This is a genomic window from Streptosporangium sp. NBC_01755 (genome assembly GCF_035917995.1).
Classification (GTDB): domain Bacteria; phylum Actinomycetota; class Actinomycetes; order Streptosporangiales; family Streptosporangiaceae; genus Streptosporangium.
This window is the reverse complement of sequence record NZ_CP109131.1, coordinates 3,427,570-3,453,564: the sequence shown is the minus strand read 5'-3', so window position 1 is coordinate 3,453,564 and position 25,995 is coordinate 3,427,570. Positions and strand designations below refer to the sequence as shown.

The 25,995-nt window shown below is 69.7% G+C and carries 23 protein-coding genes; 10 read left to right on the top strand and 13 right to left on the bottom strand.

The genetic code is table 11. From position 1 onward, the window contains the following. Positions 1 to 26 precede the first annotated feature (26 nt). Positions 27 to 881, bottom strand: coding sequence for an SURF1 family cytochrome oxidase biogenesis protein (locus tag OG884_RS16060; protein ID WP_326646162.1), 855 nt, complete (start codon positions 879 to 881; stop codon positions 27 to 29). A 206-nt stretch (positions 882 to 1,087) separates the two neighbouring features. On the opposite strand from OG884_RS16060, the gene OG884_RS16055 reads away from it, so the two are divergent. Both OG884_RS16055 and OG884_RS16050 read left to right on the top strand, forming a co-directional pair. After that, a complete protein-coding gene (locus tag OG884_RS16055) occupies positions 1,088 to 1,741 on the top strand; it encodes a VC0807 family protein (protein WP_326646161.1) in 654 nt (217 codons plus the stop codon). A gap of 269 nt (positions 1,742 to 2,010) precedes the next feature. Further along, entirely contained in the window at positions 2,011 to 2,607 is a 597-nt protein-coding gene (locus OG884_RS16050) for a TetR/AcrR family transcriptional regulator (protein ID WP_326646160.1), read from the top strand. A gap of 55 nt (positions 2,608 to 2,662) precedes the next feature. Here the strand turns inward: OG884_RS16050 and OG884_RS16045 are convergent, their stop codons facing one another. Next, positions 2,663 to 2,977 (bottom strand): hypothetical protein, encoded by a 315-nt coding sequence (locus OG884_RS16045; protein ID WP_326646159.1) that lies wholly within the window; start codon positions 2,975 to 2,977, stop codon positions 2,663 to 2,665. A gap of 137 nt (positions 2,978 to 3,114) precedes the next feature. On the opposite strand from OG884_RS16045, the gene OG884_RS16040 reads away from it, so the two are divergent. Next, positions 3,115 to 4,566, top strand: coding sequence for a DUF7059 domain-containing protein (locus tag OG884_RS16040; protein ID WP_326646158.1), 1,452 nt, complete (start codon positions 3,115 to 3,117; stop codon positions 4,564 to 4,566). 313 nt (positions 4,567 to 4,879) lie between these two features. Here OG884_RS16040 and OG884_RS16035 read toward each other — a convergent pair whose 3' ends face one another. Continuing rightward, entirely contained in the window at positions 4,880 to 7,987 is a 3,108-nt protein-coding gene (locus OG884_RS16035) for an AfsR/SARP family transcriptional regulator (RefSeq protein WP_326646157.1), read from the bottom strand. 333 nt (positions 7,988 to 8,320) lie between these two features. On the opposite strand from OG884_RS16035, the gene OG884_RS16030 reads away from it, so the two are divergent. Next, the gene (locus OG884_RS16030; RefSeq protein WP_326646156.1) at positions 8,321 to 8,806 is read left to right on the top strand and encodes a hypothetical protein; all 486 of its coding nucleotides are present in this window, start codon (positions 8,321 to 8,323) and stop codon (positions 8,804 to 8,806) included. A gap of 256 nt (positions 8,807 to 9,062) precedes the next feature. Here OG884_RS16030 and OG884_RS16025 read toward each other — a convergent pair whose 3' ends face one another. Then, positions 9,063 to 9,707: a GNAT family N-acetyltransferase gene (locus OG884_RS16025; RefSeq protein WP_326646155.1), complete on the bottom strand. Its 645-nt coding sequence runs from the start codon at positions 9,705 to 9,707 to the stop codon at positions 9,063 to 9,065. Between the two features lie 313 nt (positions 9,708 to 10,020). On the opposite strand from OG884_RS16025, the gene OG884_RS16020 reads away from it, so the two are divergent. Next, positions 10,021 to 10,689 (top strand): ribonuclease HII, encoded by a 669-nt coding sequence (locus OG884_RS16020; RefSeq protein ID WP_326646154.1) that lies wholly within the window; start codon positions 10,021 to 10,023, stop codon positions 10,687 to 10,689. Positions 10,690 to 10,715: 26 nt separating this feature from the next. Further along, positions 10,716 to 11,750 carry an LLM class flavin-dependent oxidoreductase gene (locus OG884_RS16015; RefSeq protein WP_326646153.1) on the top strand — a complete coding sequence of 345 codons (1,035 nt, stop codon included), beginning with the start codon at positions 10,716 to 10,718 and terminating at the stop codon, positions 11,748 to 11,750. 8 nt (positions 11,751 to 11,758) lie between these two features. On the opposite strand, the gene OG884_RS16010 is transcribed toward OG884_RS16015, so the two are convergent. Both OG884_RS16010 and OG884_RS16005 read right to left on the bottom strand, forming a co-directional pair. Then, complete coding sequence (locus tag OG884_RS16010) at positions 11,759 to 12,145, bottom strand: SCO5389 family protein (protein WP_326646152.1); 387 nt, start codon at positions 12,143 to 12,145, stop codon at positions 11,759 to 11,761. A 63-nt stretch (positions 12,146 to 12,208) separates the two neighbouring features. After that, complete coding sequence (locus OG884_RS16005; protein WP_326646151.1) at positions 12,209 to 13,174, bottom strand: ATP-binding protein; 966 nt, start codon at positions 13,172 to 13,174, stop codon at positions 12,209 to 12,211. A gap of 383 nt (positions 13,175 to 13,557) precedes the next feature. Here OG884_RS16005 and OG884_RS16000 point away from each other — a divergent pair, with 383 nt between their 5' ends. Continuing rightward, the gene (locus OG884_RS16000; protein WP_326646150.1) at positions 13,558 to 15,213 is read left to right on the top strand and encodes a DUF7927 domain-containing protein; all 1,656 of its coding nucleotides are present in this window, start codon (positions 13,558 to 13,560) and stop codon (positions 15,211 to 15,213) included. A 208-nt stretch (positions 15,214 to 15,421) separates the two neighbouring features. On the opposite strand, the gene OG884_RS15995 is transcribed toward OG884_RS16000, so the two are convergent. Further along, complete coding sequence (locus OG884_RS15995; protein WP_326646149.1) at positions 15,422 to 15,982, bottom strand: hypothetical protein; 561 nt, start codon at positions 15,980 to 15,982, stop codon at positions 15,422 to 15,424. Positions 15,983 to 16,102: 120 nt separating this feature from the next. Further along, positions 16,103 to 17,482: an LCP family protein gene (locus OG884_RS15990; protein WP_326646148.1), complete on the bottom strand. Its 1,380-nt coding sequence runs from the start codon at positions 17,480 to 17,482 to the stop codon at positions 16,103 to 16,105. A 236-nt stretch (positions 17,483 to 17,718) separates the two neighbouring features. On the opposite strand from OG884_RS15990, the gene OG884_RS15985 reads away from it, so the two are divergent. Beyond that, positions 17,719 to 18,630 carry a hypothetical protein gene (locus OG884_RS15985; RefSeq protein WP_326646147.1) on the top strand — a complete coding sequence of 304 codons (912 nt, stop codon included), beginning with the start codon at positions 17,719 to 17,721 and terminating at the stop codon, positions 18,628 to 18,630. On the opposite strand, the gene OG884_RS15980 is transcribed toward OG884_RS15985, so the two are convergent. From OG884_RS15980 to OG884_RS15960, 5 genes are read right to left on the bottom strand one after another with little or no spacing between them, the layout of a single operon-like run. Next, positions 18,585 to 19,565, bottom strand: a complete 981-nt coding sequence (locus OG884_RS15980; RefSeq protein WP_326646146.1) for an NAD-dependent epimerase/dehydratase family protein — start codon at positions 19,563 to 19,565, stop codon at positions 18,585 to 18,587. The genes OG884_RS15985 and OG884_RS15980 overlap by 46 nt on opposite strands. Next, positions 19,558 to 21,078, bottom strand: coding sequence for a class I adenylate-forming enzyme family protein (locus OG884_RS15975; protein ID WP_326646145.1), 1,521 nt, complete (start codon positions 21,076 to 21,078; stop codon positions 19,558 to 19,560). Before OG884_RS15975 ends, OG884_RS15980 begins: the two co-directional genes overlap by 8 nt. Next, the gene (locus tag OG884_RS15970; RefSeq protein WP_326646144.1) at positions 21,075 to 22,196 is read right to left on the bottom strand and encodes a cytochrome P450; all 1,122 of its coding nucleotides are present in this window, start codon (positions 22,194 to 22,196) and stop codon (positions 21,075 to 21,077) included. The genes OG884_RS15975 and OG884_RS15970 overlap by 4 nt, the downstream gene beginning before the upstream one ends. Further along, entirely contained in the window at positions 22,193 to 22,927 is a 735-nt protein-coding gene (locus OG884_RS15965) for a glycosyltransferase (RefSeq protein WP_326646143.1), read from the bottom strand. The genes OG884_RS15970 and OG884_RS15965 overlap by 4 nt, the downstream gene beginning before the upstream one ends. After that, entirely contained in the window at positions 22,924 to 23,883 is a 960-nt protein-coding gene (locus OG884_RS15960; RefSeq protein ID WP_326646142.1) for a 3-oxoacyl-ACP synthase III family protein, read from the bottom strand. The genes OG884_RS15965 and OG884_RS15960 overlap by 4 nt, the downstream gene beginning before the upstream one ends. Before the next feature lie 156 nt (positions 23,884 to 24,039). Here OG884_RS15960 and OG884_RS15955 point away from each other — a divergent pair, with 156 nt between their 5' ends. Next, complete coding sequence (locus OG884_RS15955) at positions 24,040 to 25,479, top strand: MFS transporter (protein WP_326646141.1); 1,440 nt, start codon at positions 24,040 to 24,042, stop codon at positions 25,477 to 25,479. A 127-nt stretch (positions 25,480 to 25,606) separates the two neighbouring features. Beyond that, positions 25,607 to 25,987 carry an ArsR/SmtB family transcription factor gene (locus OG884_RS15950; RefSeq protein ID WP_326646140.1) on the top strand — a complete coding sequence of 127 codons (381 nt, stop codon included), beginning with the start codon at positions 25,607 to 25,609 and terminating at the stop codon, positions 25,985 to 25,987. Positions 25,988 to 25,995: the final 8 nt, after the last annotated feature.

The window sequence follows — 25,995 nt, the reverse complement described above, 5'->3', positions numbered from 1 at the left end:
GCCGGTGTTCCTGAGGGTTCTCCCGGTCAGGCCCCGGCACGTCCTGCCGGCGCGGTCCGCTCGGGGCCGTCCGGGAGTTCGGCGGGGTCGTCGGGCTCCGGGCCGCCGGTCGTGGTCGGCGCGGCCGTGGCCGCGGCCTTGAGGTCGGCCGCCTCCCTGCGGATCAGCAGTGCCCAGCCGCCGATCGCGATCCCGATGAACAGCCACCACTGCACGCCGTACGCCAGGTTGAGCCCGCCTCCCCCGCCGACGTCCGGCGCGGGGACGGGTTCCGGCGCGGCGGTGGCCGCGGGCGACTGCTTGGTCAACTCGACGTACCCGCCGAGAAGCCTGTACGGCAGGCGGCTGCCGATCGCCTCGGTGTTGATCAGCAGGACCTGGCCCGTGGGCAGGCCCGCCCGGTCCCGGATGCCCGAGGTCTCCTCGGTCTCGGTGGGCCGTAACCTGCCGGTGACAGTCACCTCACCTGAGGGCGGCGCGGGGACCTCGGGGAGGGCGTCCGCCGTGGCGCCCGCCTTGACCCAGCCCCGGTTCACCAGCATGCCGGTGCCGTTCGGCGAGATCAGCGGGGTCAGCACGTAGAAGCCGACCGTCTTGTTCTGGGTGCGGCGTCTGACCAGGAGCTGGGCACCCGTGTCGTACCTGCCGCCGACCGTGACGGGGCGGTATTTGTCCTGCACGGAGACGGTGCCGCCGGGCGAGGTCAGCTGTTCCACGGCGACGGGGGCGGTGGCGAGGTTGCGCGTGATCTGGTCGCTGCTGGTGGATCTTTCCGTGAAACGCCCGAACTGCCACTGGCCCAGCAGCACGAAAGCGGGGATGACCAGCAGCACCACCACGTGGAGAGCCACCCATCGGGGAGTCAGCAGAAACCGGTACACGCTCTCAAGAGTAGGCACCGGGAGCGCCGCCCCGTCCTCCGAGTGCGCTTTTGGGAGTGGCGGAGGGTGCCTTGGAGCGTAGTAAGGTGCCCGGAACCGCTCGTCCGTCGGATGTCATGGAAAAGTCCATAGGACACTCCGGATATCGCATATGGTCGGCTGAAATATCCCCTGGGACGTTCCATCACCTTCGGAGCCCGCTCCTGATGACTGTGCTCACGCCCGCTCCCACGGCTCCGATCGCACTTCCCCCTCTCGGTGCTCTGCTGCGGCACGCCGCCCCCAGGGTGTTCGAGAGCATGATGCTTCCCGTTCTCGTCTTCTACGTCGCGCTGATCTTCACCAACTCGCACGTCGCGCTGGCGGTGGCGGCGCTCTGGGTCTACGGCGGGGTCGCCTGGCGACTGGTCAGGCGTAGCGAGGCACCCGGCACGCTCATGCTGGCGGCGGGCACGATCACCGTCAGGGTGGTGCTGACCGTGGCGACGGGCAACCCCATTGTGTTCTTCCTGCAGCCCTGCCTCGGGGTGTTCTGCGTGAGCATGGGTTTCCTGCTCACCGCGCCGTTGCGGAGGCCGCTGATCCGGCGGGTGGTGGCCGATCTCGTGCCGCTGCCCGACCAGGTGACGGAGCATCCGAGGATGCGCCGCTTCTTCGTGTCGCAGTCGGTGCTGTGGGGGTGCGCGCAACTGCTGAACGCGGCGCTGAGCCTGTGGCTGCTGCTCAGCCAGACTCTGGAGACCTACCTCCTCGTGCGCACCTCGGCGGTCGCGGTGCTGCTCGGCGGTGCGGCACTGATCTCGGTGCTCAGCCTCCGGCACTGCCTGCGGGGGCTGGAGACGCGGGAGTCGGAGGGCTGAGGCGTATGCCGGGGCCGGGAAGCGGGGTGACCTCTCTCGGCCCGGGGACCTCACGCCCGGGGACGCCGTCGAGGTCCGGCCCGCGCGGCCGGATGACGAGGAGCGGGTCCGTCGCTTCCTCGGAGGGACGCGAGAGGGGTCGCTCCCCTGCGGGCGGAGCGTCCGGGGCGGTGGTGCGGTATCACAATCAAGGCGGTAAGATCGGCGTGGTGCAAGCTGTTTCCCGAACAGTTTGCGGAACAAGGTTCTGGTGCCCCACCATTGGAGTCGTGAAGACCGCCAAGAACGGACGCGACGGCCGTACCAGGATCGTCGAGGGCGCCCTACGACGATTCAGCCAAGACGGTGTCTCGGCCACCACGCTGGCCAGCCTCCGTGAGGAGAGCGGCGTCAGCGTCGGCAGCTTCTACCACCACTTCGCCAGCAAGGACCATGTCTTCGGCGTCCTGTACGCCGAGACCCTGCGCATGTACCAGGACGCGTTCCTCGCCGAACTCAACCGCCACGAGGGGGCGCGGGAGGGCATCGAGGCCATCGTCGCGTTGCACATGTCCTGGTGCGGCGAGCATCGCGAGCGCGCCCACCTGCTGATCAGTGAGCGGCCGCCCAGGCGCGAGGAGCCGGGCGGCACCGAGGTGTCGGAGTCGCGCAGGGCGTTCTTCAGGAAGGTCTCCGACTGGTGGCGCCCGCACATGAAGAACGGGCTGCTCCAGCCCGTCCACCCGACGATGTGCTACGTGCTCTGGCTCGGACCGGCCAACGAGATGTGCCGCCTGTGGTTCGCCGGGGCGCACCAGCCCACCTCCGACGAGATCGGCGGCCTCTGCGAGGCGGCCTGGCAGAGCCTGCGGCAGCAGGGCTCCTGACCGCCGTCACCGGTCCTCCCCGGTCGGAGCGGGGTCCTCCCCGGCCGGAGCGGGTTCAGTGCGTGCCCGCCAGCTGGCGCATCCGCGTCGACACCCGCCAGACGTCCTCGTCCAGCGAGATGTCCAGTCGCAGGTCCTGACGCCTGCGCCGCAGGCCGGGCACGCGCACCCGGTCGGAGACGTCGAACCTGCCGCGCCTGGCGTAGCCGAACCCCAGCTCTCCGGGGAAGACTCGCAACTCATCCTGATTGCCGCATCGCGGGCAGGTCCAGGCGACCAGATCCTTGCCTCGGCAGTAGTCGTGGCAGGCGCGAAAATACTCATCAGGGTTAAAACGGGACTCGCAGGCGAAGCAGGGAATCAGCATCATGGATCCTTTGGAGCAGATGGTGCAGCTACCAAGAGGTACCGCCTCCCGGTTGAGGTCCGCTTGCAGAATGCTTACCCCGGTGCGTAACGGTCTCATCACCCGGGGCGGCCGGACGTGCCCGGTGCGAGGATTACCCGGTGAACGATCTGCTGGACCGGCTCAGAGAGCTTCTGCTCGACACCGGCTACACCATCGACGGCGTCCGCGAGCGACTCGGTGACGTCGCCGCCACCGCGCTCTCTCGCGAGGAGACGGTGCCCGCCCTGCGCGCCACCGGCCAGGGTGACCCGCTCGGCATCCTGATCCGGCTGTGGTGGCTCGGCATCCCCGTGGAGGCGAGAGGGGCACCGGCGGGCCTGGCGGTGGAGGAGTTGGCCGCCGCAGGCCTGGTGACCGTCAAGGACGGCCGGGTCACCTCCACGGTCCACCTTCAGCCCTGGGAGACCGGTGGTTACCTGGTCTCCGACCGCAAGGTCAGGCCGGGTGACCCCGCCCTGCGCCCGGACCACGTCGTCGGCGCGGGCGGGGCCTCGGCGAATCTCGCCCAGCTGGCCGCACATCGCCCGGTCGAGCGTGCTCTGGACCTCGGTACCGGGTGCGGGGTCCAGGTTCTCCATCTGAACGGCCACGCCGAGAAGATCACGGCCACCGACGTCAACCCGCGCGCGCTGGAGCTGGCCCGGTTGAGCTGGGCGCTGTCCGGGATCACCGGGGTCGAGGCGCGGCAGGGGTCCATGTTCGGTCCCGTCGAGGGCGAACGCTTCGACCTGGTCGTCTCCAACCCGCCGTTCGTGATCTCCCCTGCCGGACGGTTCACCTACCGGGAGTCGGGCTTGTCCGCCGACGACTTCTGCCGCGATCTCGTACAGCGGGTGCCGGGCCACCTTGCCCCCGGCGGCACCTGCCACCTGCTGGCCAACTGGCTGCACGTCGGCGGCGAGGACTGGCGTGACCGGGTGGGCGGCTGGCTCACCGGGACCGGCTGCGACGGCTGGGCGGTCCAGCGCGACGTGCAGGATCCCGCCGAGTACGTCGAGTTGTGGCTGAGGGACGCGGCCGAGCAGGGCACCCCGCGCTACCGCGAGCTCTACGACGACTGGCTCGGCTGGTTCGAGTCCGAGAACGTCACCGGGATCGGTTTCGGCTGGATCACGCTGAACGACTCCGGGAGCCTTGACCCGGTCGTGCGGGTGGAGGAGTACGGCCTGCCGGTGGAGTTGCCGGTCGGCGGATATGTGGACGAGGTGCTCGGCGCGATCACCACGGCGCATCGGCTGACCGACGCCCAGCTGCTGGGCGCCAGGCTGGCGGTCGTCGAGGGGGTGCTGGAGGAGCGGATCGGGCCGCCCGGCGCCGAGGACCCGGCGCGGATCGTGCTGAGGCAGACCGGGAGACTGCGCCGCAGCGCGCGGGTCGGGACCGTGGAAGCCGCCCTCGCGGGGGTCTGCGACGGTGACTATCCACTGGCCCCGCTGCTCGCCGCGATAGCGGAACTCACCGGGGAGGATCCCGATGACCTGTGTTCCAAGGCCCCCGCCATGCTCCGTCCGCTGATTGCCGAGGGGTTTTTCCACATATCCACAGGGTGATTATCCACAGGCTGTGGATGTCGCCGCTATTGTCCGTCAATCGGATGGCAAACCTCGCGGAGGAAGCTCTGGTCGTGGGGCACGGACCCGGGGGGTGAAGGGTCCGTGCAAAGCCCGGCCGGCCGCCACAGTGAGGCGGCCGGCCCGCGGGTGACGTACCGGATGACCGGGCCCCCTACGCGTCGCCCGGGGCCAGGTGGCCGGCCGGGCCTCCACGCTCACTCCGGGACGCGGACCGACTTCGAGGGGTATGCCAGTGATCAACCATGTTTGGATGACGCGACTTGACGATGATCTTTATGATGATCTTGGGTCAGCTGTCGACCTGGTCGCGCTCCAGCAGAAGGCGCAGATCCTCGGCCTCGGGTGCCCCGAGCCTGGTGAACAGGTCGTGGGCGCGTTCGAGGCAGTCGCGACCGCGGCCGGTGCTACCGAGGCCGTTGAGCGCCTTGCCTAGCATCCACAGAGCCTGCGCCTCACCGTACGGGTGGCTGATCTCCCGGCTCACGGTAAGCGCCTGCTCCGCGTGACGGGTCGCGTCCGTGAAGCGGCCCGCGTGGATGAAGGTCTCGGCCAGCCGGGCACAGACCCGCTGCTCCCAGACCCGCTGCCTGCTGGCCCGGAAGAAGGCGAGGCACTCGGCGTGGTGGTGGACCGCCTCGTTCAGCCGGCCGACCCGCGACAGGATCATCCCCAGGTGGTAGCGGGCCCTGGCGGTGCCGGCGCTGGAGCCCATCTCGATGAACAGGGCCAGACCCTGCTCGGCGGCGGCGATCGCCTCCTGCGGCTGCTCCAGGAACAGGTGGTCGCGGGCGGAGTAGCTGAGTGTCAGCGCCTCCCCGCCCCGCGCCCCGACCTCCCTGAACGCCTCGCGCGCCGAGCCGAACCAGGCCAGGGCCTCCACATGGCGGCGCCGGCGCCCGGCCACGACGGCCAGCGCGTTCAGCACCTCGCCGACAACGATGCGCTCGCCCCCGGCCGACAGCTCCAAGGAGGTACGGAACTCCTCCTCGGCCTCGGCCAGCCGGTTGGTGCCGAACAGCACCCGGCCGAGCACGTAGCGGCAGCGCAGCTCGCTGGAGACAGCGCCGAGCCGTCGCGCCACGGCCAGCATCTCCCGCGTCCGGCCCTCGAATTCGCGGCCGTGACTCCCCGACTCCAGCAGCGGCTCCATGGCGAGCAGCAGGTCGGCTCCCGGCAGCAGTGCCCCGGCCTCGTTCGCGCGGGCCACCTGGGCGATCGACGCGAACAGCGACTCCGCCTCCACCGACAGCCAGGCCACAGCCTCGTCGGCGGAGGCGAAGGCGTGGCCGGTCCCGGCGACCCCCAGCTGGTCGGCGATCGTGCTGCCCTCGTAGGCGAGGCGGTGCGCCGAGCACGCGGACGCCAGGTAGAAGTCGAGCAGCCGGCGCAGCGCCTCCTCGCCCTCCCCGCCGATGGCCACGCTCACTCCGGACCCGCGTCGCTCTCCGCCGTCCTGACCGCCATTCCCCGCAGCCGGGCTCTCGGCCCGTTCCGCGACACGGCGGGCGAAGAGTTTGAGCAGGTCGTGGAAGCGGTAGCGGCCAGGGGCCGGGGCCTCCAGCAGGCTGGCGTCCACCAGGGACTCCAGGACGTCCTCGGTGTCCATCGCCTCCAGCGCGAGCAGCCCGGAAGCGGCCCCGATCGAGATGTCCGGGCCACCGGGCAGGGAGAGCAGCCGGAACGCGCGGGCCTGAGCCGGGCTGAGCTGGCCGTACCCGAGGGCGAAGGTCGCCTCCACCGCGAGGTCTCCCACGCGCATCTCGTCCAGGCGGCGGCGCTCGTCGGCCAGCCGGGAAACCAGGGAGGCGACGGTCCAGGACGGCCGGGAGGCCAGGCGCGCCGCCACGATTCGCACCGCGAGCGGCAGGAAACCGCAGGCGGCGACCACGTCCATGGCGGCGGCGCGTTCCGCTTCCACCCTCTCGGCGCCGGCGACGGTGCCGAACAGCGCGAGGGCCTCCTCCGGCTCCATGACGTCCAGGTCGATCAGCCGGGCCGCGGCCAGGTCGGCGAGCTTGCCGCGGCTGGTCACGATCGCCGCGCATCCGGCCGAGCCGGGGAGCAACTGGCTCACTTGCGCGGCATCGCGGGCGTTGTCCAGCAGCACGAGCATCCGCCGGTCGGCCAGGAGCGAGCGGAACAGCGCCGACCGCTCGGCCAGGCCGTCGGGGATGGCGTCGGCGGGCAGGCCCAGTCCACGCAGGAACGCGGCCAGTACGGACTCGGGCGCGGTCGGCTCCACGCCGTACCCGCGCAGGTCGGCGTAGAGCTGGCCGTCGGGAAACAGGTCGTGCATGGCATGGGCGACGTGCACTGCCAGAGCCGTCTTGCCCACGCCGCCGATGCCGGAGATGGCCGCCACAGGCACGCCCTCGGAGCCCTCCTGGGCCGACAGCAGCGTGCGCAGCCGCGCGATGATCTGACGGCGCCCGGTGAAGTCGTTCACGGCGGCGGGAAGTTGCGCGGGGCGCGGCAGTTCCGGGGCCGCCGGTGTTCCCCGCGTTCCCGATGTTCTCGTCGCCTCCGGCTCCGGCTGCCGGCTCTGGGCCGGGGCGGCCGGCTGTGCGGCCTCGGCGGGCGCGGGCCGCGCCCGCCGGTCGACAGGGGCGCGTGCGAGGGCCGGGTCATCGGTGAGAATGCGCTGGTGCATGCTCGTCAGGTCGGGGCCGGGCTCGATGCCCAGCTCCTCGATCAACGTGGCACGGGTGTCGGCGAAGGCCGACAGCGCCTCCGCCCTGCGCCCGCAGCGGTAGTAGGCCAGCATCAGCTGGGCGCGGAGCCGCTCGCGCAGCGGGTGGTCGGCGGTCAGTGCGATCAGCTCGGACAGGGCGTCGGCGTGCCTGCCCAGCTCCAGGTCCAGGTCCATCAGGACTTCCAGCACGTTCATCCGGCGCTCGGCGAGCCGGTCGCGCTGGTGCTCGGCATAGGGGCCGACAGCTCCGGCCAGTGGCTCGCCGGTGCACAGCGCCAGGCTCGCGCGCAGGCTCTCCGCGGCTCTCGCCAGGTCACCCGCGCGGCGCGCGACCTCGGCCTCGGAGATACCGCTCTCGAAGAGAGCCAGGTCAAAGGCGATTCCGTTCAGCCGCAGCGCGTACCCCCTGCCGACGGAGGTGAGCAGCTCGGGGCGGGTGCGCGGGGACCTGCCCGGCTCCAGCACCGCGCGCAGCCGGGAGACGTAGGTGCGCAGGGCGCCGAGCGCGCGAGGTGGGGCGTCGTCCCCCCAGATCGCGTCGATCATCTCGGTCGGCGTCACCGCCCGCCCCTCCCTCAGCAGGAGCATCGCCAGGATGGAACGTTGCAGTGGGGTGCCCAGGTCGAGTTCGGATCCGTCACGCCAGGCCTGGACAGGACCGAGTACGGCGAACCGCAATCCGTCTCCGCTGCCCTGAACAGCCATTTCTTGAATCTCCGCCCGATGGGAAGTTTTATGGCCAAATGATAGATCCTCGCCTGCTTACTCAGTAGGTAGAGGGTTGCCAGTTCGCCGAGCCGTTGATCGCACGTCAATCGGCTGTTGAGTCGTGCCCGCAATGCTGTGGCTGTCGGGCATGGCCCCATACGGGGGCGGCCATGCCCGACATGTCGGTGGATTGCAGGTGTAGATAAAGGCGCTGTAAGTGTGATGAAGGCGGGCGGGTCTATCAATGAGCCATGGCTCCTGGAGGAAGTCGGGAGCCGTCCCCGGTTCCTGGAGGAAGTCGGGAGCCGTCCCCTCAAGGAGAGAACCATCATGCGCCGCTCGATCAGCAAGCTCCTCGGTCTCGCCGCCGCCACCGCCGTCATCGTGATCGGTGTTCCGGCCCTCGCCACCCCGGCCTCGGCCGCCACCCTCACCGCCGGCCCGGCCGCCTCCAGTGACTACGACGAGTCTTGGGGCTCCTACTACTCCAAGTACTACGACGACTCCCGCGCCAGCGCCAAGGGCCGCGTCTGGACCGACGACGACGACCGCGTCCACCTCCAGGGCAGGGTCTACGACAGGTACTCGCCGAACCGGCTCTGCGGCTACGTCCAGTTCAAGTTCGAGAACCACGACGGCGACGAGAACTACTACTGGGCCCGCAAGTGCGGCTCCCAGGGCTACACCCCCTTCCACTTCTCCGAGGAAGAGGTCGACAACCTGCAGGTCAGAGTCTGCTACTGGGACAGGAGCGACGCCAAGAAGACGCTGTGCGGTAGGTGGCGCTACATCTACGAGGTCGACGGCGAGGAGTGATTCCACCTCGTCCGGCGGACCCGCTCGGTGGTGCGGCGGACGAACGCCTCCCTGTAGGCCGCACTGGATGTGACCCATCGCGTGGGCCGCGCTGGATGTGACCCATCGCGCGAAGTCAGGCGAACACCAGGCCCGCCCGGAAGCCCGGGCGGGCCTTTCGTTCCATTAAGTAGTCAAAATGAGCTTTATTTGTTATGTGGTTTTTGTCTGCTTTGTTCTCTAATTCTCCCTGCAATGCCGTTTATCTGGATGTGCCTCACGCGGCCTCGAACAGGCCCATCCGTGCGTGCAGCCGTTCTCGGACGATCGGCCATTCGTCGCTCAGGATCGAGTAGTACGCGGTATCTCGGACCGTGTCGTCGGCGCCTCGGCTCTCCGCCCGCCGCACACCGTCGAGGTGCGCGCCGAGGGCTTCGATGGCGGCCCGGGATCGTACGTTCCGTATGTCGGCCTTGAGGGTTATGCGGTGGACCTGCCAGGTCTCGAAGGCGAGGGAGAGCATCAGGTACTTGCTCTCGCGGTTGGCACCGGTCCCCTGCGCGGAGGCGGAGAGCCAGGTGTAACCGATGTCCGCCACGGACGGGACATCGCCCACCGCCCCACGAGTTCCCGGCGGCCAGGGCATGGGGCCCTGCCAGTACTCCAGGTTCATGAGACGGGTGGCACCGACCACGTGGTCGGTGTGAAGCCACCGGATGGCGAAGGGCATCGTGCGGCCCCCCGCCTGCTCAGCGAGAGCGGCCTTCACATAGGAGACCATCTCGTCCCGGCCATGGGGGACGCGAGTGAAGTCGTAGGTAGAACGGTCTTCACTCGCCGCGGCGACGAGGTCGTCGACGACCGCGAGGCTGAGCGGTTCCAGGCGCACGAGGCGCCCGGACAGGGTGACAGAAGCGGGCATGAGCACATGATGAGGGCTCTTTCCCCTTCTTGATGCCAAACGACACGAGACATCTTGATGAGCATCATGGGAAGCACCGGCTCCAGCGATTTCCACGGTAAGAAAGACCAGGTCAGCCATGCTGGCGCCACCTTGGGAAGGCGTGTCGCCGGGGCAGGGGGCCGGCCTCCGCTCACCCCGCCGCAGGGGTCGCGGTGAGTGGGGCGCGCATGTGCGGGCGGGACGGCCGCCAGGCTCCTCGCCGCCGACCTGGAGTCGGTCGAGCTCGTTCCTCGACAGCGCCTGGAGGGGCACGTCCCGGTAACGTCGGCGCATGCCTCCCTCCTACGCGCTCGAACGGTTGCTGAACGACGGTGGCTCCAAGCTGGTCGCCGGAGTGGACGAGGTCGGACGCGGAGCCTGGGCGGGCCCGGTGGCGGTCTGCGCCGTGGTCACCGATTTGTCGGAACCGCCCGCCGGACTCACCGATTCCAAACTGCTCACCCCCGCCCGCCGCGCCGCCATGGTCTCCGAGATCACCGCCTGGGCGGCCGGTATCGGGTACGGCGAGGCGTCCCACGAGGAGATCGACGCGCTCGGGATGACCGAGGCCCTGCGCAGGGCGGCCAGGAGGGCGCTGGCCGGGCTTCCCGTCCGCCCCGATGTGGTCGTTCTGGACGGCAAGCACGACTATCTGGGCGCGCCCTGGCCGGTCCGATGCGAGGTCAAGGGCGACCTGTCCTGTGTCTCCGTGGCCGCGGCCTCCGTGATCGCCAAGGTCCGCAGGGACACCTACATGGCCTCGCTGGGTTTCCCCGAGTACGGGTTCGCCGACAACGCGGGTTACCCCTCCCCTGCCCACCAGGCGGCCCTGGCCGAGCTCGGCCCGACGGAGCACCACCGGCTGTCCTGGTCGTACCTGGACGACCTGCCCCGCTGGCGCCATCTCAAGAGGCACCGCAACCCGCTGGCCGGTGAGGGCCAGCTCGACCTCTTCGGATAGCGGCGGGCATCGGACATCATCGGAGAGTGCGAATCGGAGTCTTCCTGGTCGCGGCGGGATTTCCCGGCCGGCAGCCGGGAGAGGTGCTGCGCGACACCGTGGACGCGGTCGTGGCCGCGGAGGAGGCGGGGTTCGACGACGCCTGGATCGCCGAGCACCACTTCATGTCGTACGGCGTGTGCCCGTCGGCGGCGACGCTGGCCGGTGTGGCGCTGGGGCGCACCACCAGGATCGGGGTCGGTACGGCGGTGAGCGTCCTGTCCACCCGGCATCCGGTGGATCTGGCCGAGCAGGCGGCGATCCTCGACCAGGTCTCCGGGGGTCGGTTCGCCCTCGGGGTGGGCAGAGGCGGGCCGTGGGTGGACCTGGAGGTGTTCGGCACGGGCCTGGCGAGGTTCGAGCGCGGCTTCCGCGAGTCGCTCGACCTGCTGTGCGAGGCGCTCTCGCGCGACACGCTCTCCGCGGGCGGGGAGTTCTTCAACTTCAGACAGGTGCCGATGGTGCCGGCGGCCCGGCTCAGGCCGGTCGTCGCGTGCACCTCGCCCGCGACCGTGCTGATCGCCGCCGAACGCGGGTTGCCGATGCTGCTGGGCATGCATGTCGGGGATCGGGAGAAGGCGGCCATGCTCCGTGACTACGGCGCGCTGGCCGCCGGCCCGCTGTCACCGCCCGGTCATGTCGCGGCGGCCGCGGGCTATGTGGCCGACACGACGGAGCAGGCCGTGCGGGAGATGCGGGAGGCCATGCCGCGCTGGCTGGAGCCGGGTCTCGCGGGATACGTACCGGTGGACGGCCGGGCGCGGCCGGTGCGCGACATCGGGGAATACGTGGACTTCCTCTGCGGGACGCATCCGGTCGGCTCGCCCGACCTCTGTGTGGCGAGGATCGAGCGGACCGCCGAGGTCACCGGCCTGCGACACCTGATCCTCATGGTGGAGGGTGCGGGCGATCGCGCCCGCACCCTTGAGAACATCAGGCGGCTGGGGGCCGAGGTGCTGCCCAGGCTCTCCGGCCGTGCCCGCCGGGGACGGCGGGCACGGGGAGATACGGCCCCGGGGTGAGGCCGCCGTCAGCAGTCGACGAGCTCGGGCGTCTGGTTGAGGATCTGCGACCTGGCGGTGACGAACTCCGCGTGGGCCCCGGTGGCGGCCGGGTCGAAGACCGCGACCCGGTGGCAGTTCTGGAAGGCCAGCCTCACCCCGAAGTGACGCTCCAGGGCGCCACGCATGGCGTCGCTGGCGAGGGCGCGCAGGAGCTGGCCACGGGCGGCCTCGTCCGGCGGAGGCACGGTGTTGTCGGCGAATTCGGCACCGGTGTGTTCACGCTGCCTGACCAGGTCGCTGATCAGCGACCAGGCGTAGGGCAGGGAGTCTCTGACACAGGTGACAAAAGCCGCGTCGTCCACCTCGCCGACCCTGGCCAGGTCGAGAAGATCGTTCGAAACGGTCAGCGACATGCTGTGTTCTCCTCTCAGAAGGGGATCAATCAGACACTAGGTCGGGCATGATGGTCGCTCCATCTAGCGGGAGAGCGACACTCGTGTGGGCCCGAAGACGAAGTCGGGGTCGATCTGAGCCGCCAGATCCTCACCCGTGGCCCTGTTGGCCCAGGCCTCGGCATTGCGGAGGTGGAACCGCACGGCCTGACGGCCGAAGCGGTCCCAGTCCTTCTCCTGGGCGTCGAGATGGTCGAGGAGCGTGCCCAGAGCCCGGAAGTTGGCCGGTTCGAGATCGGAGAGGGTGAAGGGGCGGCCCTGCTCCATCGCGCGGATCGCCGCGGAGTGTTCCAGGCAGACCAGCAGGTCGTCGCCGACCTGCTCGCGAAGGAACGACACGTCCCCGGGGCCGTGGACCTTGTTGCCCACCACCGCGACCGGCACGCCGTAGTCGGCGGCGTAGTCACGGTACTGCCGATAGACGCTCACGCCCTGGCGGGTCGGCTCGGCCACCAGGAAGGTCATGTCGAAGCGGGTGAACAGCCCCGAGGCGAATGAGTCGGCCCCGGCCGTCATGTCGACCACGACGTACTCACCCGCGCCGTCGAGCAGATGGTTGAGATACAGCTCCACGGCACCGACCTTGGAGTGGTAGCACGCCACCCCCAGGTCATCCTCGTCGAACGGCCCGGTGACCATCAGCAGGGGTCCCTCGGGTGCGGCGGTGGTGAATCCGGTGTGGATCGGATCGTCTCGCTCGTCGAGGCGGAGCAGTCGCGAGCCTCGTCCCGGCGGGGTGGTCTTGACCATCGCCGCGGCCGAGGAGATGCGGGGGTTCTCGCCCCGCAGGTATTCCTTGATCTCGGTCAGGTGCGAGCCCATCGGTCTCGGCAGCGCGCCGTCGGCCACCCCCAGCGCCATGCCCAGGTGCTGGTTGATGTCGGCGTCGACGGCCACGACGGGCCCGCCCCGGCTCGCTGTGTATCTCGAGAACAGCGCCGACAGAGTCGTCTTGCCACTGCCGCCCTTACCGACGAATGCCACCCTCACGACGACGATCCAATCTGATTATGAAAATCATTGCAACCTCTGTGGAGGCACCATCATGCCACGGGGAGCGAGGGCACGTGACGTGTATCACCGAGCGAGGTGAGGGGCGCCCCGCGCTGCGAAAACGGATGGAAGTGATCTCTCATGACAAGTGCGGATGTGGGGTGTGAGGGAAAACGTCTGCCATGTCATGACCGGTGCTGAAGATCCGCCGTTACCGCTTCGCTCCCCCATGTACGGACTCGGCGCCGGCCTTGGGGGCCGGCGGGGCAGATGTTTGCCATTGGCTCCGGTGAGATCCCGCCCGCCCGGGTATCCCACCCCGAGTCGGTTGATCTTGAGCCCCCCGGCGGGATCGTGGACAAGGGGTCAAAGGGGCTTTGGTGGTACGTACGGATACCTGGTCACGTCGCGTTTTCGAGCGGCGAGCCGACGGGTTCGCCGCGTGGGGGATCGCGCTCGCGATGCTCGCGACGCCGTTGGTCGCCTCCGCTCCACCACAGACCGGGGCGGAGACACCACCGTCCCGCCCGGCCACCGTGACATCCCCACAGCGCCCGGAGGCCGGGTCCGTTCCGGTGAAGTCGGTGAAGTCGGGGGGTGGGGGTGCCAAGACGGCTTCGTCCGTTCTCGCCGAGTCCGGGGGGAGGGCTCCGTCCGTCCCGGTGGAGGTGGAGAGGGCGGAGGAGGTGGTGGAGCCGGGGGTTGAGATCACCAAGACGGCCTCGGCCGTTCTCGCCAAGCCCGGACAGAAGGTCACCTACATCGTCGAACTGCGCAACACCGGTGATGACCACCATCCGGACTTCACCTTCACCGACGATCTGTCCGGCGTGCTCGACGACGCGGACTTCGACCACGACGAGTCGGCCACGTCGGGCACCGTCTCCTTCGCCGCGTCCAGGGTGACCTGGTCGGGTGACGTGGCCGCCGGTCAGACGGTGACGGTCACCTACGGGGTCACGGTGAACGACCCTCCGGCGGGGGATCTACGGCTCTCCGGCGAACTGGCCGGCGGCGAGGGCTCCAACTGCGAGGCCGGTTCCACCGATCCCGCCTGCGGCAACCTGGACGCGCCCGGCCTGCCGCTGCTGTACGTCCTGATGACCGCGGACCGGGAGACGGTCGACCCCGGCGAGGTGGTCACCTACACGGTCACCGTGAGCAATGTCGGTACCGCCGCCTATCCGGGTGCCGCGCTCACCGGGGAACTCTCCCGGGTGCTCGACGACGCGACCTACAACGGCGACGCGCGGGCCACGGACGGAACCGTCTCGTACGGCGCGTCGAACCTGGCCTGGACCGGCGAGATCCCGGCCGGCGAGACGGTCACGATCACCTACAGCGTGACCGTGGACACCCCCGACACCGGGGACCGGGTGCTGGACAGCGCCGTACAGGCTCGCGGAGGCGGGACGAACTGCCCTGGCCCGGCGCCGGGACCGGCCAGGTTCGGCGCGCCCGCCCCGGGGACGGGTCTCGGCTGTGCGCAGCGGGTCGCCGTGGAGGGCGTGACGATCACCAGGACGCTCGTGCCAGAGGAGCCCGAGGCGGGTGACATCGTGACCTACACGATCACGATCACCAACCCGCGGCGGACCTCGTACGCCGGAGCCCGTCTCACGGACGATCTGTCGGGGGTGCTCGACGACGCGGTGCTCAACGATGTCGCGGCCTCCTCGGGTACCGTCACCTACGCCGGGCCGGTGCTCGACTGGCGGGGGGACATCCCGGCGGAGTCCGCCGTGGCGATCACCTACCGTGTCACGGTGGGCGACCCTCCCCCGGGCGACTCCATCCCGCCGCCCGTCCGGGTGTCGGAGCCTGTCCGGGTGTCGGAGCCATCTCCCGAGCCGTCGTACGGGCCGGGCTGGGAGCGGCCCTTCCCGATTCCATGTCCCGTCGGCGGGCACTGCGCGGGACCGGCCCGTCCCACGCTGCCGTTCACGGGCCTGCCGCTCGGGCCGGTCCTGGCGGGCTTTCTGCTCCTCGGCCTCGGCCTGGCTCCGCGGCTGCGTCGCCGACGCGGAACGCGCTAGTGCGACGTTCCGCGCCGGAAGTACAGATCCACCTCGGTCCTGGCATCAGGAAGGCAGGCCCGACGATCTAGGTTTCCCCGCAGCGCGTTCGCGACCTCCGCTGAGGACTCGAAGATCCTGGAACGGAGTAGAGATCCGGCCCCCCGACCGGATCGGGGAACGCGCCCACACCGTCATTGGGAACGGAGCGCCAGGGACCTTCCACGGGTCAGGCCGGCTGGGCCCGGCGGCGACGGCGGTGGAGCAGGAACGCGGTGGTGGCCAGCCCGGCGGCGGCGGCGGAGGCCAGTGAGATCGGCAGGACCCAGTCGGTCGTCTCCGGCAAGGCCACGGTGTTGACGTCCGTGGCGCAGACCAGCACGGGTCCGGCCGCGCTCCTGCGGGCGCAGGCAGTCGTCGCCAGGTCCCGCACCTGTGCCCCTGCGACCGCGCCGACCCGGGCGCTCAGGTGGACGACGGTGTCCTTCCTGGGCAGGACGTTCACGGTCCACGCCACCTTGCCCTGCTCCACGTGACCTCCGGCGTCGGCCTTCACCAAGGTCATCGACGGCGGCAGGGACTGCACCAGGAGGATGCGCCTCAGCCGGGTGGTTCCCTGGTTACTGATACGGAGTGTGTAGGTGCTCTCCGCGCCGGGAGCGGTCTCCCTCGTCCCGTCGTCGAGGGAGATGGAGAGTGAGGGGACCGGATCGCCCCAGGCCGGCGGCCATCCGAGAGCGGGTACGGCGATCGCGGTGAGTAGGCCCACGCTGGCCAGGTGGCGTTTCATCCTCTTACCTCCATGGTGACTCTAAGTAATCACTCCATGACAGCATTCCGGCCCACGTGGGCGCTCTCAACGCGCCGGGTGTGTCGGCTCATCGGCTGCTGCCCGCTGATCCGCGGTCCGTCAGTCGCAGGCGGAGTCGAGGACGACGGCGCTCGACCCCGTGCTCCTTCCACGGTTCCCTGTCGGTACGGCGGGCACGGCGGAGTCGGACCCGGCGGGCGGGGTCGCCAGGGTGGTGGTGACCTCACGCCTGATCAGGTGGTAGTCGGGCGCACCCGAGTAGATCAGCGGGGGCACGAACTGGAGGCTCCTGATCCTGGAGTTCTTCACCTTCTCCGAAAGCTCGACCAGGTCGGGCAGTAGTTGCCGGGGTATGTCGGTGGAGATCGCGTCGACGGCGGCGGTGGCCAGCTTCTCGAAGCTCTTGAACACCGTCACGGGGTCGGCCTGCTTGGCGACGGCGTTCAGCAGGCATTTCTGGCGGCCCATCCGTACGTAGTCGTCGCTGAAGGTGCGGGACCTGCCGTACCAGAGCGCCTCCTCGCCCGAGAGTTTCCGTCTGCCCGCCTCGATTAGGCCCTCGTTCTGCCTGCCGTACACGATGGGGTCCTTGATGCGGACCCGCACGCCGCCCATCGCATCGACGATCTCCACAAACCCCCTCATGTCAACCATCGCGTAATAGGAGATGTCGAGCCCGAGGATGCCGCCGATCGTCTTTTTCAGCAGCGAAGGGCCACGGTGCCTCTTGCCCAGTTTTGGAGCCATTTCTGGGTAGTCTTCGGCGTACTGGTAGATCTCGTTGAGCATGCCCGGTGTGTAGGGCGGCTCGCCCTCGAAGCCGTAGGGGAAGCGGTCGCGGGCCGGGCCCGGCGGCATCGGGACTTTCTCCAGGTTCCTCGGCAGGCCGAACAGCACGGTTTCGCCGGTCCGGGTGTCGACACTGGCCACGGTCATGCTGTCGGTGCGCACCCCGACCCGGTTGGCCGCCGCGTCCGCGCCGATGAGCAGGATGTTGATCCGATCCATGCCCCTCCACGGGTCCGTCGGCATCGGCGTGACGCTTTCCGCGAACACCGAGGTCACCACGGTCTGAGAGATGTAGGCCAGCCGGGCCACGTAGATCATCGGAGTGGTCACCAGTACGCACAGCAGACCGACGATGACGGCCGAGAGGTACTGGGTCGTGGGCGATGACGACTCCGGTCTGACCAGCAGGTAGGAGTGTATGACCACGGCCACCGCCACGGCGGCCAGCAACATCGCGGTGAGTGCGAAGGTCCAGAGCCAGACGGGTTGTACGGCGAGGGCGAGCAGGGCGGGCCCGGCGGTCAACACGGCGATCGCGGCGGCTCCGGCAAGGATCAGCTCGATGCTCATCAGGAAGGCGCCCGTCAGGCGGCGGCCCACCCAGACGTGGGCCAGGCCCCAGAGAACGGCCGAGCCCAGTGTCAGTGCCAGGCTCGATCCGACGCCTGTCCGCCCCGCGTTATCGGCCATAGCCTCACATCTCCTGTTCGTCACCCCAATACGTCGCAGGTTAGTAACGGTTTCCAGTTGAATGGGCTATGTGGTTGTTCGACGCGCTGAGGGCGGTCGGTCAAGGTTTGTAAACCAGATCACGCCATTGGGATGACGCTGACCTCCAAGTTATCGTCAAAAAGGACACGTAATCGATTTTGGCTGGCAAACGCGGGGATTTCCAGGTAAAGCGGTTAGGAGGTCCCGTGCGTAAAATGATCAGCTCGATTTTGATCACGCTCGGCTGCCTTCTCGCGCCCCTTGCCCTCGTCGCGTTCTGGGCGGCGAACGAGGTGGCCGACTCCGGTGGCTACATCCGGAACATGGCGCCGCTGGCCCGTCATCCGCACGTACGGGATGCCGTCACCGGTCGTGTCGCCGACGAGATCACCTTGAGGTTGCGAGGGCTGGGGGTCACGGCGGAGGAGGGGTTTGTCTACAATGTGGTGGGGGATCGGGTCGACGGTGACTTCGTCGCGGCCTGGGTGGAGATCAACCGGGTGGCGCACCGCCGGTTCGTCATGGTCCTGGTCGGCGGGGAGAGCGCGGATTCCGGCATGCCGGGCGGAGGTGTCGGCTACGACCTCGCCCCGATGTACGAGCTGGTCAGGTGGAAGCTGTGGAGCAACGGTATGGAAGCGGCCTCCCGCCTGCCCAGCACACGTCCCGCCGTTTTGGTGCTCCCCGCCTCCGCCGTGGTCGGAATCGACCACATCCACGAGAGGCTCGTCTCACTGAGATGGGTCCTGGCGGGTATGTCACCGGCCCTGATCGCCGCCGGGGTCTTCCTGGCCCGCGACCGATGCGCCGCGCTGATCGGCACCGGTATCGGCGTGGCGGCGGGCATGTTCACGCTGGCGATCGCCGTGTTCGCCCTCCGTAACGTCTATCTGCCGAACTCCACCACCGGCGGCCTGTCGACGCCCGCCACGCTCGCGATATTCGACGCGCTGACCGCCTCCCTGAGGAACGGTCTGCGCGTGCTCTTCGCCCTGGGCCTGCTCTTGGCGGGGATGGTCTTCGTCATCAGGAACGGGCTCGTCCGTTACCGGAGTGTCGCCGCGGTCTTCGAATTCCGCTCTCACCAGCCGGAGGAGCCGACGAACGATGTCACCGACGGCCGGTAGCCGAGGTGGGTGCGCGCCGCGGTGATGTCGAGGGTCCGCTCGACGGCCAGGTGGCCTGCGGCGTAGCGCGTCAACCGGGGCGGGTGCGGGCGCCGGAGCAGCCGGAAGGCGGCCTCGGCGGCGGCCGCGACGGGGTCGACCAGCTTCAGCGGCAGATAGTACGGTTCGGCGTCGATGCCGCGCTCTGAGAGGATCGTGCGCAGGGCGTCGTCGAGCACGACGGGTTCGGCGTCGGTCACGTTGAAGACGCCGTGGTCGACAGGCCCCGAGGCGGCGAGCAGGCAGGCCAGGACCAGGTTGTCCACCGAGGTCAGGCTGATTCGCTGGCGTCCGTCGCCCACCGCGAGAAGCCTGCCGCGCCTGACCGCGCCGAGGACTCGGGGAAGCAGCGTGGTGTCCCCCCTGCCGTAGACCGCGTGCGGCCGCAGGATGACCGCCCGCTCCAGACATCTCTCCGCGGCGGCCTTCGAGGCGCCGTAGGCGCCTGCGTACCGTCTGACCGGGGCGGCGTCCTCGGTGGCCATCACGGTCGGCAGGAACGGGTCGTAGACGCTCGCCGTGCTGACGTGCACGAACCTGGCGCCTGGGAAGGCCGCGGACGCGTTGCGGGTGCCGTCGACATTGGCCGCCCAGATGTCGCGCGCCGGCCCCCAGTCCGTGACGCTCCCGGCACAGTGGATCACCGCGTCCACCTCCCGCGGCTCCGGCCGCTCGCCGAGGAGATCCCACGGCGTGTACGGCGCGTGGCCGACGTGCCCACCGTCCACTCCGGGCCGCCTGCCGAAGGCGAACACCGTCCAGCCCTCCGCCACGGCCGCCCGGCAGACCGCGCCTCCCACGAACCCCGAGGCCCCCGTCACCGCGACCCGCAACGTCCTGCCGCCCGGCCTGGAGGCGGTGCCGGCCCGATGCGGGCGGTTTCGATGCTCAGTCACGGCGGGCGACGTCACACCGGGCGACCAGATCCCGCAGGGCGGCCCGATCGAGCTTGTCGGCCCGGCCGGAACGTGGGAAGGCGTCGAGCGACTCGATCCGGTCGGGCAGTGCCGCCGAGTCCACTATCCCGGGTAGTGCCCCGCGCAGCAGGCTCTCGTTGTAGCCGTCGGTGGGGACGACGGCCAGCACGACCTCCTCGTCCCCGGTATCGGGGTCGGCGAGTCCGACGATCGCGGCCTCGGCCACCCCGGGCAGCGCCGCGATGCCGGACTCGTACAGGCCCGGATAGATGTTGACCCCGTCGCGGAGGATCATGTCCTTCTTGCGGCCGAGCAGTACCAGCCGACCGGCATCGAGCCGGACCAGGTCGCCGGTGGCGATCTCGCGCAACGGTTCCTCGCCGAGGTAGCGCTGCGCGAGGTGGGGCCCCGAGACGAACAGTTCACCGTCCTCGGCGATCCGGACGCCGACGCCGGGCAGGGGTGCCCCGAGCAGGTCCCCCTCGGCCTGGGCCAGCTTCTGCCGCGCCGACGCGATGGCGATGGGGAGCGCCTCGGTCATCGCGTAGACGGACAGCACCTCGGGGCCGGCCTCGATCGCGCGCCGGAGCACGCCGGGCGGGGCAGGGGCGGCGCCGAGCAGGAGGTAGCGGAGGGTTCCGGGAAGTCTGGGGGTCTCGCGCAGCAGCCTGTCCAGGTGCACCGGCACGGCGAAGGTGTGAGTGGCCCGCCTGGCGGCCAGTTCGGCGGCGAGGTCCCCACCTCCGGGCAGCGACCAGGTCGCCCCGGCCAGCAGGGCGGGGAGGCCGAGCATCAGCTGGTCGGTGTGCACGATGTCGCCGGAACCCAGTGGGAAAACGCTCCTGAACATCTCCAGCCCGGTCGCGAGCGACCTTCGGGTGTGCACCACCCCTCGCGGGCGCGCCGTGGTCCCCGAGGTGAAGATCACCGCCGCCGGTTGGTCCGGGTCGGATTCGTGCGCCCACTGCCCGGTGGGGGTGAGCGGCGATCGGAGGATCCGGGACAGCCGCAGTGCCCCTCGGGGAACCCCCGGCAGCCACGGGCCGGTGTACAGGTGGCGGACGGGCCGGCCGGGAAGCGGGTCGGCGAGGTTCGGCAGGAGCAGGCCGCGGCGGCGGGCCAGGCTCCTGAGCGGACCGCTCAGCATGTAGAGCGGGGACTCGCTGACCACCCACGCGGGCCGGGTTGCGGCCATCCGGGCCGCGAGCACGTCGGGTGCCAGTCCGGGGTCCGCGAGGACGAGCGTCCCGCCCGCCGCGACCGCCCCCAGCGCCAGCGTCACCGCGTCCACCCCGGGCCGCACCGCGAACAGCACCCCGTCCCCGGGCCGCATCCCTTTCCCCTGCGGCGGCCCGCCCATCGCGTCGCGGACCACCGATACCCGACGGCCCAGTTCGCCGTAGGTGATCTCGCGGCCCCGGCCGTCGACGATGGCGGTCCGTCCCGGCTCACGCCCGGCGGCCGTCATGATCCCGCTGATGATGTCGTTCACGTGGCACTGATCCACAGGTGCTCGTAGGTGGGAATGAGGACCCCTCTGGCCGCGCGCCGTCGTAGGACGCGCACCCGGTGGGAGAGCAGGACGGAGGCCACCGCCCGGATCTGGGCCAGGGCCAGCGGGTAGCCGATGCAGAAGTGCGGGCCCGCGCCGAACCAGAGCCTGCGCAACTCGGGCGGATGTGGGCGGGAGGGGTCGAAGGGGCCGTACGCCCTGGCGCAGTTGTGGGTGACGATCAGTATCCTGTCGCCGGGGCGCACCGTGGCCTTGCCGACGCGCGCGGCGGTGGACACCGAGCGGAGCATCAGCGGGGTCGGCGTGGTGACCCGCATGGCCTCCTCGATGACCCGGTCCAGATCGTCCACCGGGGTCCGGTGGTCGTGCAGGAGGGCGAAGAGCCGGGGGACGAACGTGGCGACCGTCTCGGTACCGGTCAGGAAGAACGCCCCGGCCGCCCCCCTGGCCTCGGCGGGCGAGAGCCCCTGCGCCCGCATCCGGCCCATCAGCGTGGACTCGTCGGCGGCCTCGTAGGCGGCCTGCGCGATGTCCCCGATCCGGTCCAGCACCTGCCGGGCAACCGCTACCTGCCGGTCCGACAGCCGCCGCGAGCGGAGCGAGACCATCGAGACGACCTGCTCCCCGTCCGCGAACAGTTCCCTGGCACGAGCCTCGGAGACCTCGCCCAGCCCGATCACCCGGCAGATCACCGCTCCGGCCATCAGCCGCATGACGTCCACCAGGTCCACCGTCTCGCCGCGTTCCAGACGTGCCGAGAGGTCGGCGAGCGGCCCGTGGAGCACGTCGTCCACCAGTGCCGAGACGTACCCGGGGGTGAACAGCGGCATCAGCTTCCTGCGCAGCGCGAGGTGTCCCGCTCCCTCCATGTTGAGCAGCACGGAGGGGCCGAGCACGGGCGTCCACAGGTCGCCGGGCGATCCGGGACCGTCCTTGCGGAACCGCTCGTCCATCAGCACGGCTCGCGTGACGGTGGCGTCGTTGACCACGACGCCCAGTCCGGGGACGCGTACCACGGGCCCGAGTCTGGCCAGCGACCGCAGGAGCGGGTAGGCGAAGGGATGCGCGGCCAGGTGGAGCCGCGTCTCGTGGTTCACCGGACGTCGATCACTTCTGGGCGGTAGTGGTGGTCGGCGTACCAGGCGAGGGTGCCCGCGAGGCCGTATGCCCTGAGCCTGCGCACGGAGCCGAAGACCACCACGTCGCGGCGCGAGCCGTACGCGGTGGTGAGCGTGCGCACCCGGTTGACCAGGGCGCGGTCCTCGTGGACCTCCTCGATCGCGGTCCTGGGGAAGCCGCCCGCGCGGTCGTAGAGGTCCGCGGTGATGGCCAGTGTGGCGCCGGGCATCATCACGTACGGCCCCAGGTAGCGCGGATCCCTGTTGCCGGGCCGAAAGCGCCCGAAGGTGGCCGCCACCCCCACCACGAACGGGATGAGGTGCCGCTCCCAGAACTTCAGCCGGAACTCGTCGGTCCGGGGCCGTAACCGGCCGCCGACCATCTCCAGCCCGTCGTCGAAGGCCCGCCGGATGTTGCGCACCCAGTCGGGGCGGGGCAGGCAGTCGGCATCGGTCCTGGCGAGGTGGGTCGCCCCGTGCGCGATGGCGTGGCGCATGCCGGTGTCCGAGGCGGCGCCCGTGCCCTTCCGGGTCTCGACGATCACCTGGACGCCGTGGCGCCGGACGATCTCGGCGGTGTCGTCGGTGCTCGCGTTGTCCACCACGAGCAGCGTGAAGTCCCGGTCGTCCTGCTCGGCCAGCGCCCTCAGCGTCGCCTCGATGCCGGGTGCCTCGTTGTAGGCGGGGACGATCACCCAGAGGTCCGTCACATCTCCGCCAGGATCACACCGGTGCTGATCCCGCCGCCCAGCCCGAGCAGCGCCACCCGGTCGCCGGGCCGCCAGCCGCCCAGCGCGAGCTGGAGCGGCAGCGTGGTCGAGGCGCAGTTGCCGTGCTCGGGCAGGCTGACCACGAGCCTGTCCTCCGGGATGTCGAGCACCTGGGCGAGGAAGCGCAGGTAGGGCAGCGCCACCTGGTGGACCGCTACGATGGCGAAGTCGTCCCAGGTCAGGCCGGTGCGCTTGAGCGCGTTGAGGAAGATGTCCGGGCCGATCATCTCGAACGCCTCCTTCAATCTGCGCCCGTCGCCGCGGAAGTAGGAGTATTCAGGGTCGCGAGGATGTGCCGAACCGCCTCCCGGCAGGGTGCCGATCGCCCAGGCCGTGGAGTCGGCCGCGAAGTCGCGGTAGAAAATGCCGCGTTCCACATCGGCGGCGACCGTGATCGCGGCTCCGGTGTCCGACAGCGTGTAGCCCGCGAAGGAGTCGACGAACTGCGCGCGGTCCCTGACCTGCCAGCGGATCGCCCGTGAGGGGACCTCGCCTGAGCAGACCAGCACCTTGCGGTGCGCGCCGGACAGGATCAGTGCCTCGGCGATCTGGATCCCGTTGAGCATGCTGTTGCAGGCGTTCTTGACGTCGAACACCGGGCAGGAGAGCCCCAGCTTGGCCGCCACGATGTGCGCGGTGGCGGGCTCGACCATGTCCTGCGAGGCCGACGCGAAGACGAGCAGGTCGACGTCTGTGTGGTCGAGGCCACGTGCCGCCTCGGCGGCCAGATCCGACGCCTGCTGGTCATCGCGGGCCACATGGCGCCGTCGGATTCCCGTCAGCCGCTCGACGACGCCTCCGTAGGGCACGTAGCCCTCGATCCGCCGCTCCACATCCGCGCTGGACACGGTCTGTTCCGGCAGATACGTCGCGACGCCCGTGATCCGGGCTTTCATTGGTCTCCCTAAACAGGATTAAGTCTCCCTATGTCCCCATGCTCGCGCAATGTATCGAAAAGACGATGATTTGTCCTGATCGTGCAGGTGGAGGTCGGTGAGACGGCGCCTCTCACACCGACATAAGCCGGTCGTGCGGGGGTAACCGCTCCTGTCGTGAGCGATGTTCAGACGGGAACCGTGACGACGAAGGTCCCCGCGAGGTTGGACCGGCTGCCATGGTCGCGATGGCACTGGATGATCGTCGTCGGCCTCGGCACCGTCTGGATCCTCGACGGTCTCGAAGTGACGATCATCGGAAACCTCTCCGCTCAGCTGGCCAGGGAGGGCAGCGGCCTGGCGATCACCCAGGCCCAGGTCGTAGGGCAGGCCGCGGCCATCTACGTGGCGGGGGCGTGCCTCGGGGCGCTGTTCTTCGGCTGGCTCACCGACAGGTTCGGCCGGAAGAAGATGTTCATCATCACGATGGCCGTCTATCTGGGCGCCACCGCCGCCACGGCGTTCTCCTTCTCCGTCTGGTGGTTCTTCCTGTTCCGATTCCTGACCGGGTTCGGCATCGGCGGCGAGTACGCGGCCATCAACTCGGCCATCGACGAACTCATCCCGAGCCGCCACCGCGGCAGGATCGACATCATCATCAACGGCAGCTACTGGCTCGGCGCCGCCGGAGGCGCGCTGTTGACCGTGCCGCTGCTCGACAACCTGCCGCTGAACATCGGCTGGCGCGTCGCGTTCGGGATGGGGGTGCTGCTCGGCCTGGCCATCCTGCTGGTCCGCAGGCACGTGCCGGAGAGCCCCCGCTGGCTGTTCATCCACGGCCGTGACCGGGAGGCCGAGAGACTGGTCGACGAGGTGGAGGCGCGGATCGAGCGTGAGGAGGGCATCCCGCTCGACGAGCCCTCGCAGTCGATGACCATCCATCAGCGCAAGTCGATCGGCTTCGGCCGGATCGCGCACACCATGGTCGCCCGCTACCCCAAGCGCACGATCCTCGGCCTGGCGCTCTTCATCGGCCAGGCGTTCCTCTACAACGCCATCACCTTCGGGTACGCGCAGATCCTGTCGACCTTCTTCGGCATCGTCACCCACACCGGCTACTACTTCGCGGTCATCGCGGTCGGCAACTTCCTCGGCCCGCTCCTGCTCGGGCGGTTGTTCGACACGGTAGGCCGCATTCCCATGATCTCCGGCACCTACATCGGGTCCGGGGTGCTCCTGCTCGGCACGGCCTGGCTGTTCGACCAGGAGGTGCTGACCGCGGTCACGCTCACCGCCTGCTGGTGCGTCGTGCTCTTCTTCGCCTCCGCCGGGGCGAGCGCGGCCTATCTGACGGTCAGCGAGATCTTTCCGATGGAGACCCGGGCCATGGCGATCGCGTTCTTCTACGCGATCGGTACCTTCGCCGGTGGCGTGTCCGGACCGCTGATCTTCGCCAACCTCGTCAAAAGCGGCAGGCCCGGTGACACGGCGCTGGCCTTCTGCATCGGCGCGACCCTCATGATCATCGCAGGGCTGGTGGAGTTCTTCCTCGGGGTCAAGGCCGAGGGGAGGGGACTGGAGGACATCGCCCGGCCGCTGAGCGCCGAGCGGGGCTGAACATCCCGCAGAGCCGCTGAGCGCCGAGCGGGGCTGAACATCCCGCCGGACTCACGGGATCCGCTGCCGTGCGGGTGGCTTGGTACGATAGTCATTATCATTTGAGCATCTGTTCAGGAGTTCGCCCATGGAAGTCGTCACCGGTCTGGACACGTGCGCGACCGTGGAGCCTGACGAGGCCAGGGTGGCGGCGACGCGGGATCGGCTTGTCACCCCGAGCGAGGCCGCCCGGCTCGCCGATCTGTTCAGGCTGCTGGGCGACCAGACTCGCGCGCAGTTGCTGTACGCACTGCTTGAGGCCGGTGAGCTGTGCGTCTGCGATCTCGCCGAGACGGTCGAGGTCAGCGACACCGCCGTGTCGCACGCCCTGAGGCTGCTGCGGACGGCGGGCATCGTGGCCGGCCGCCGGTCCGGCCGGATGATCTATTACCGTCTCGCCGACGCCCACGTCAGGATGCTCCTCGACCTCAGCCGCGAGCACCTCCGTCACGAGATCGTCGTGGGCTGAGGGCTGCC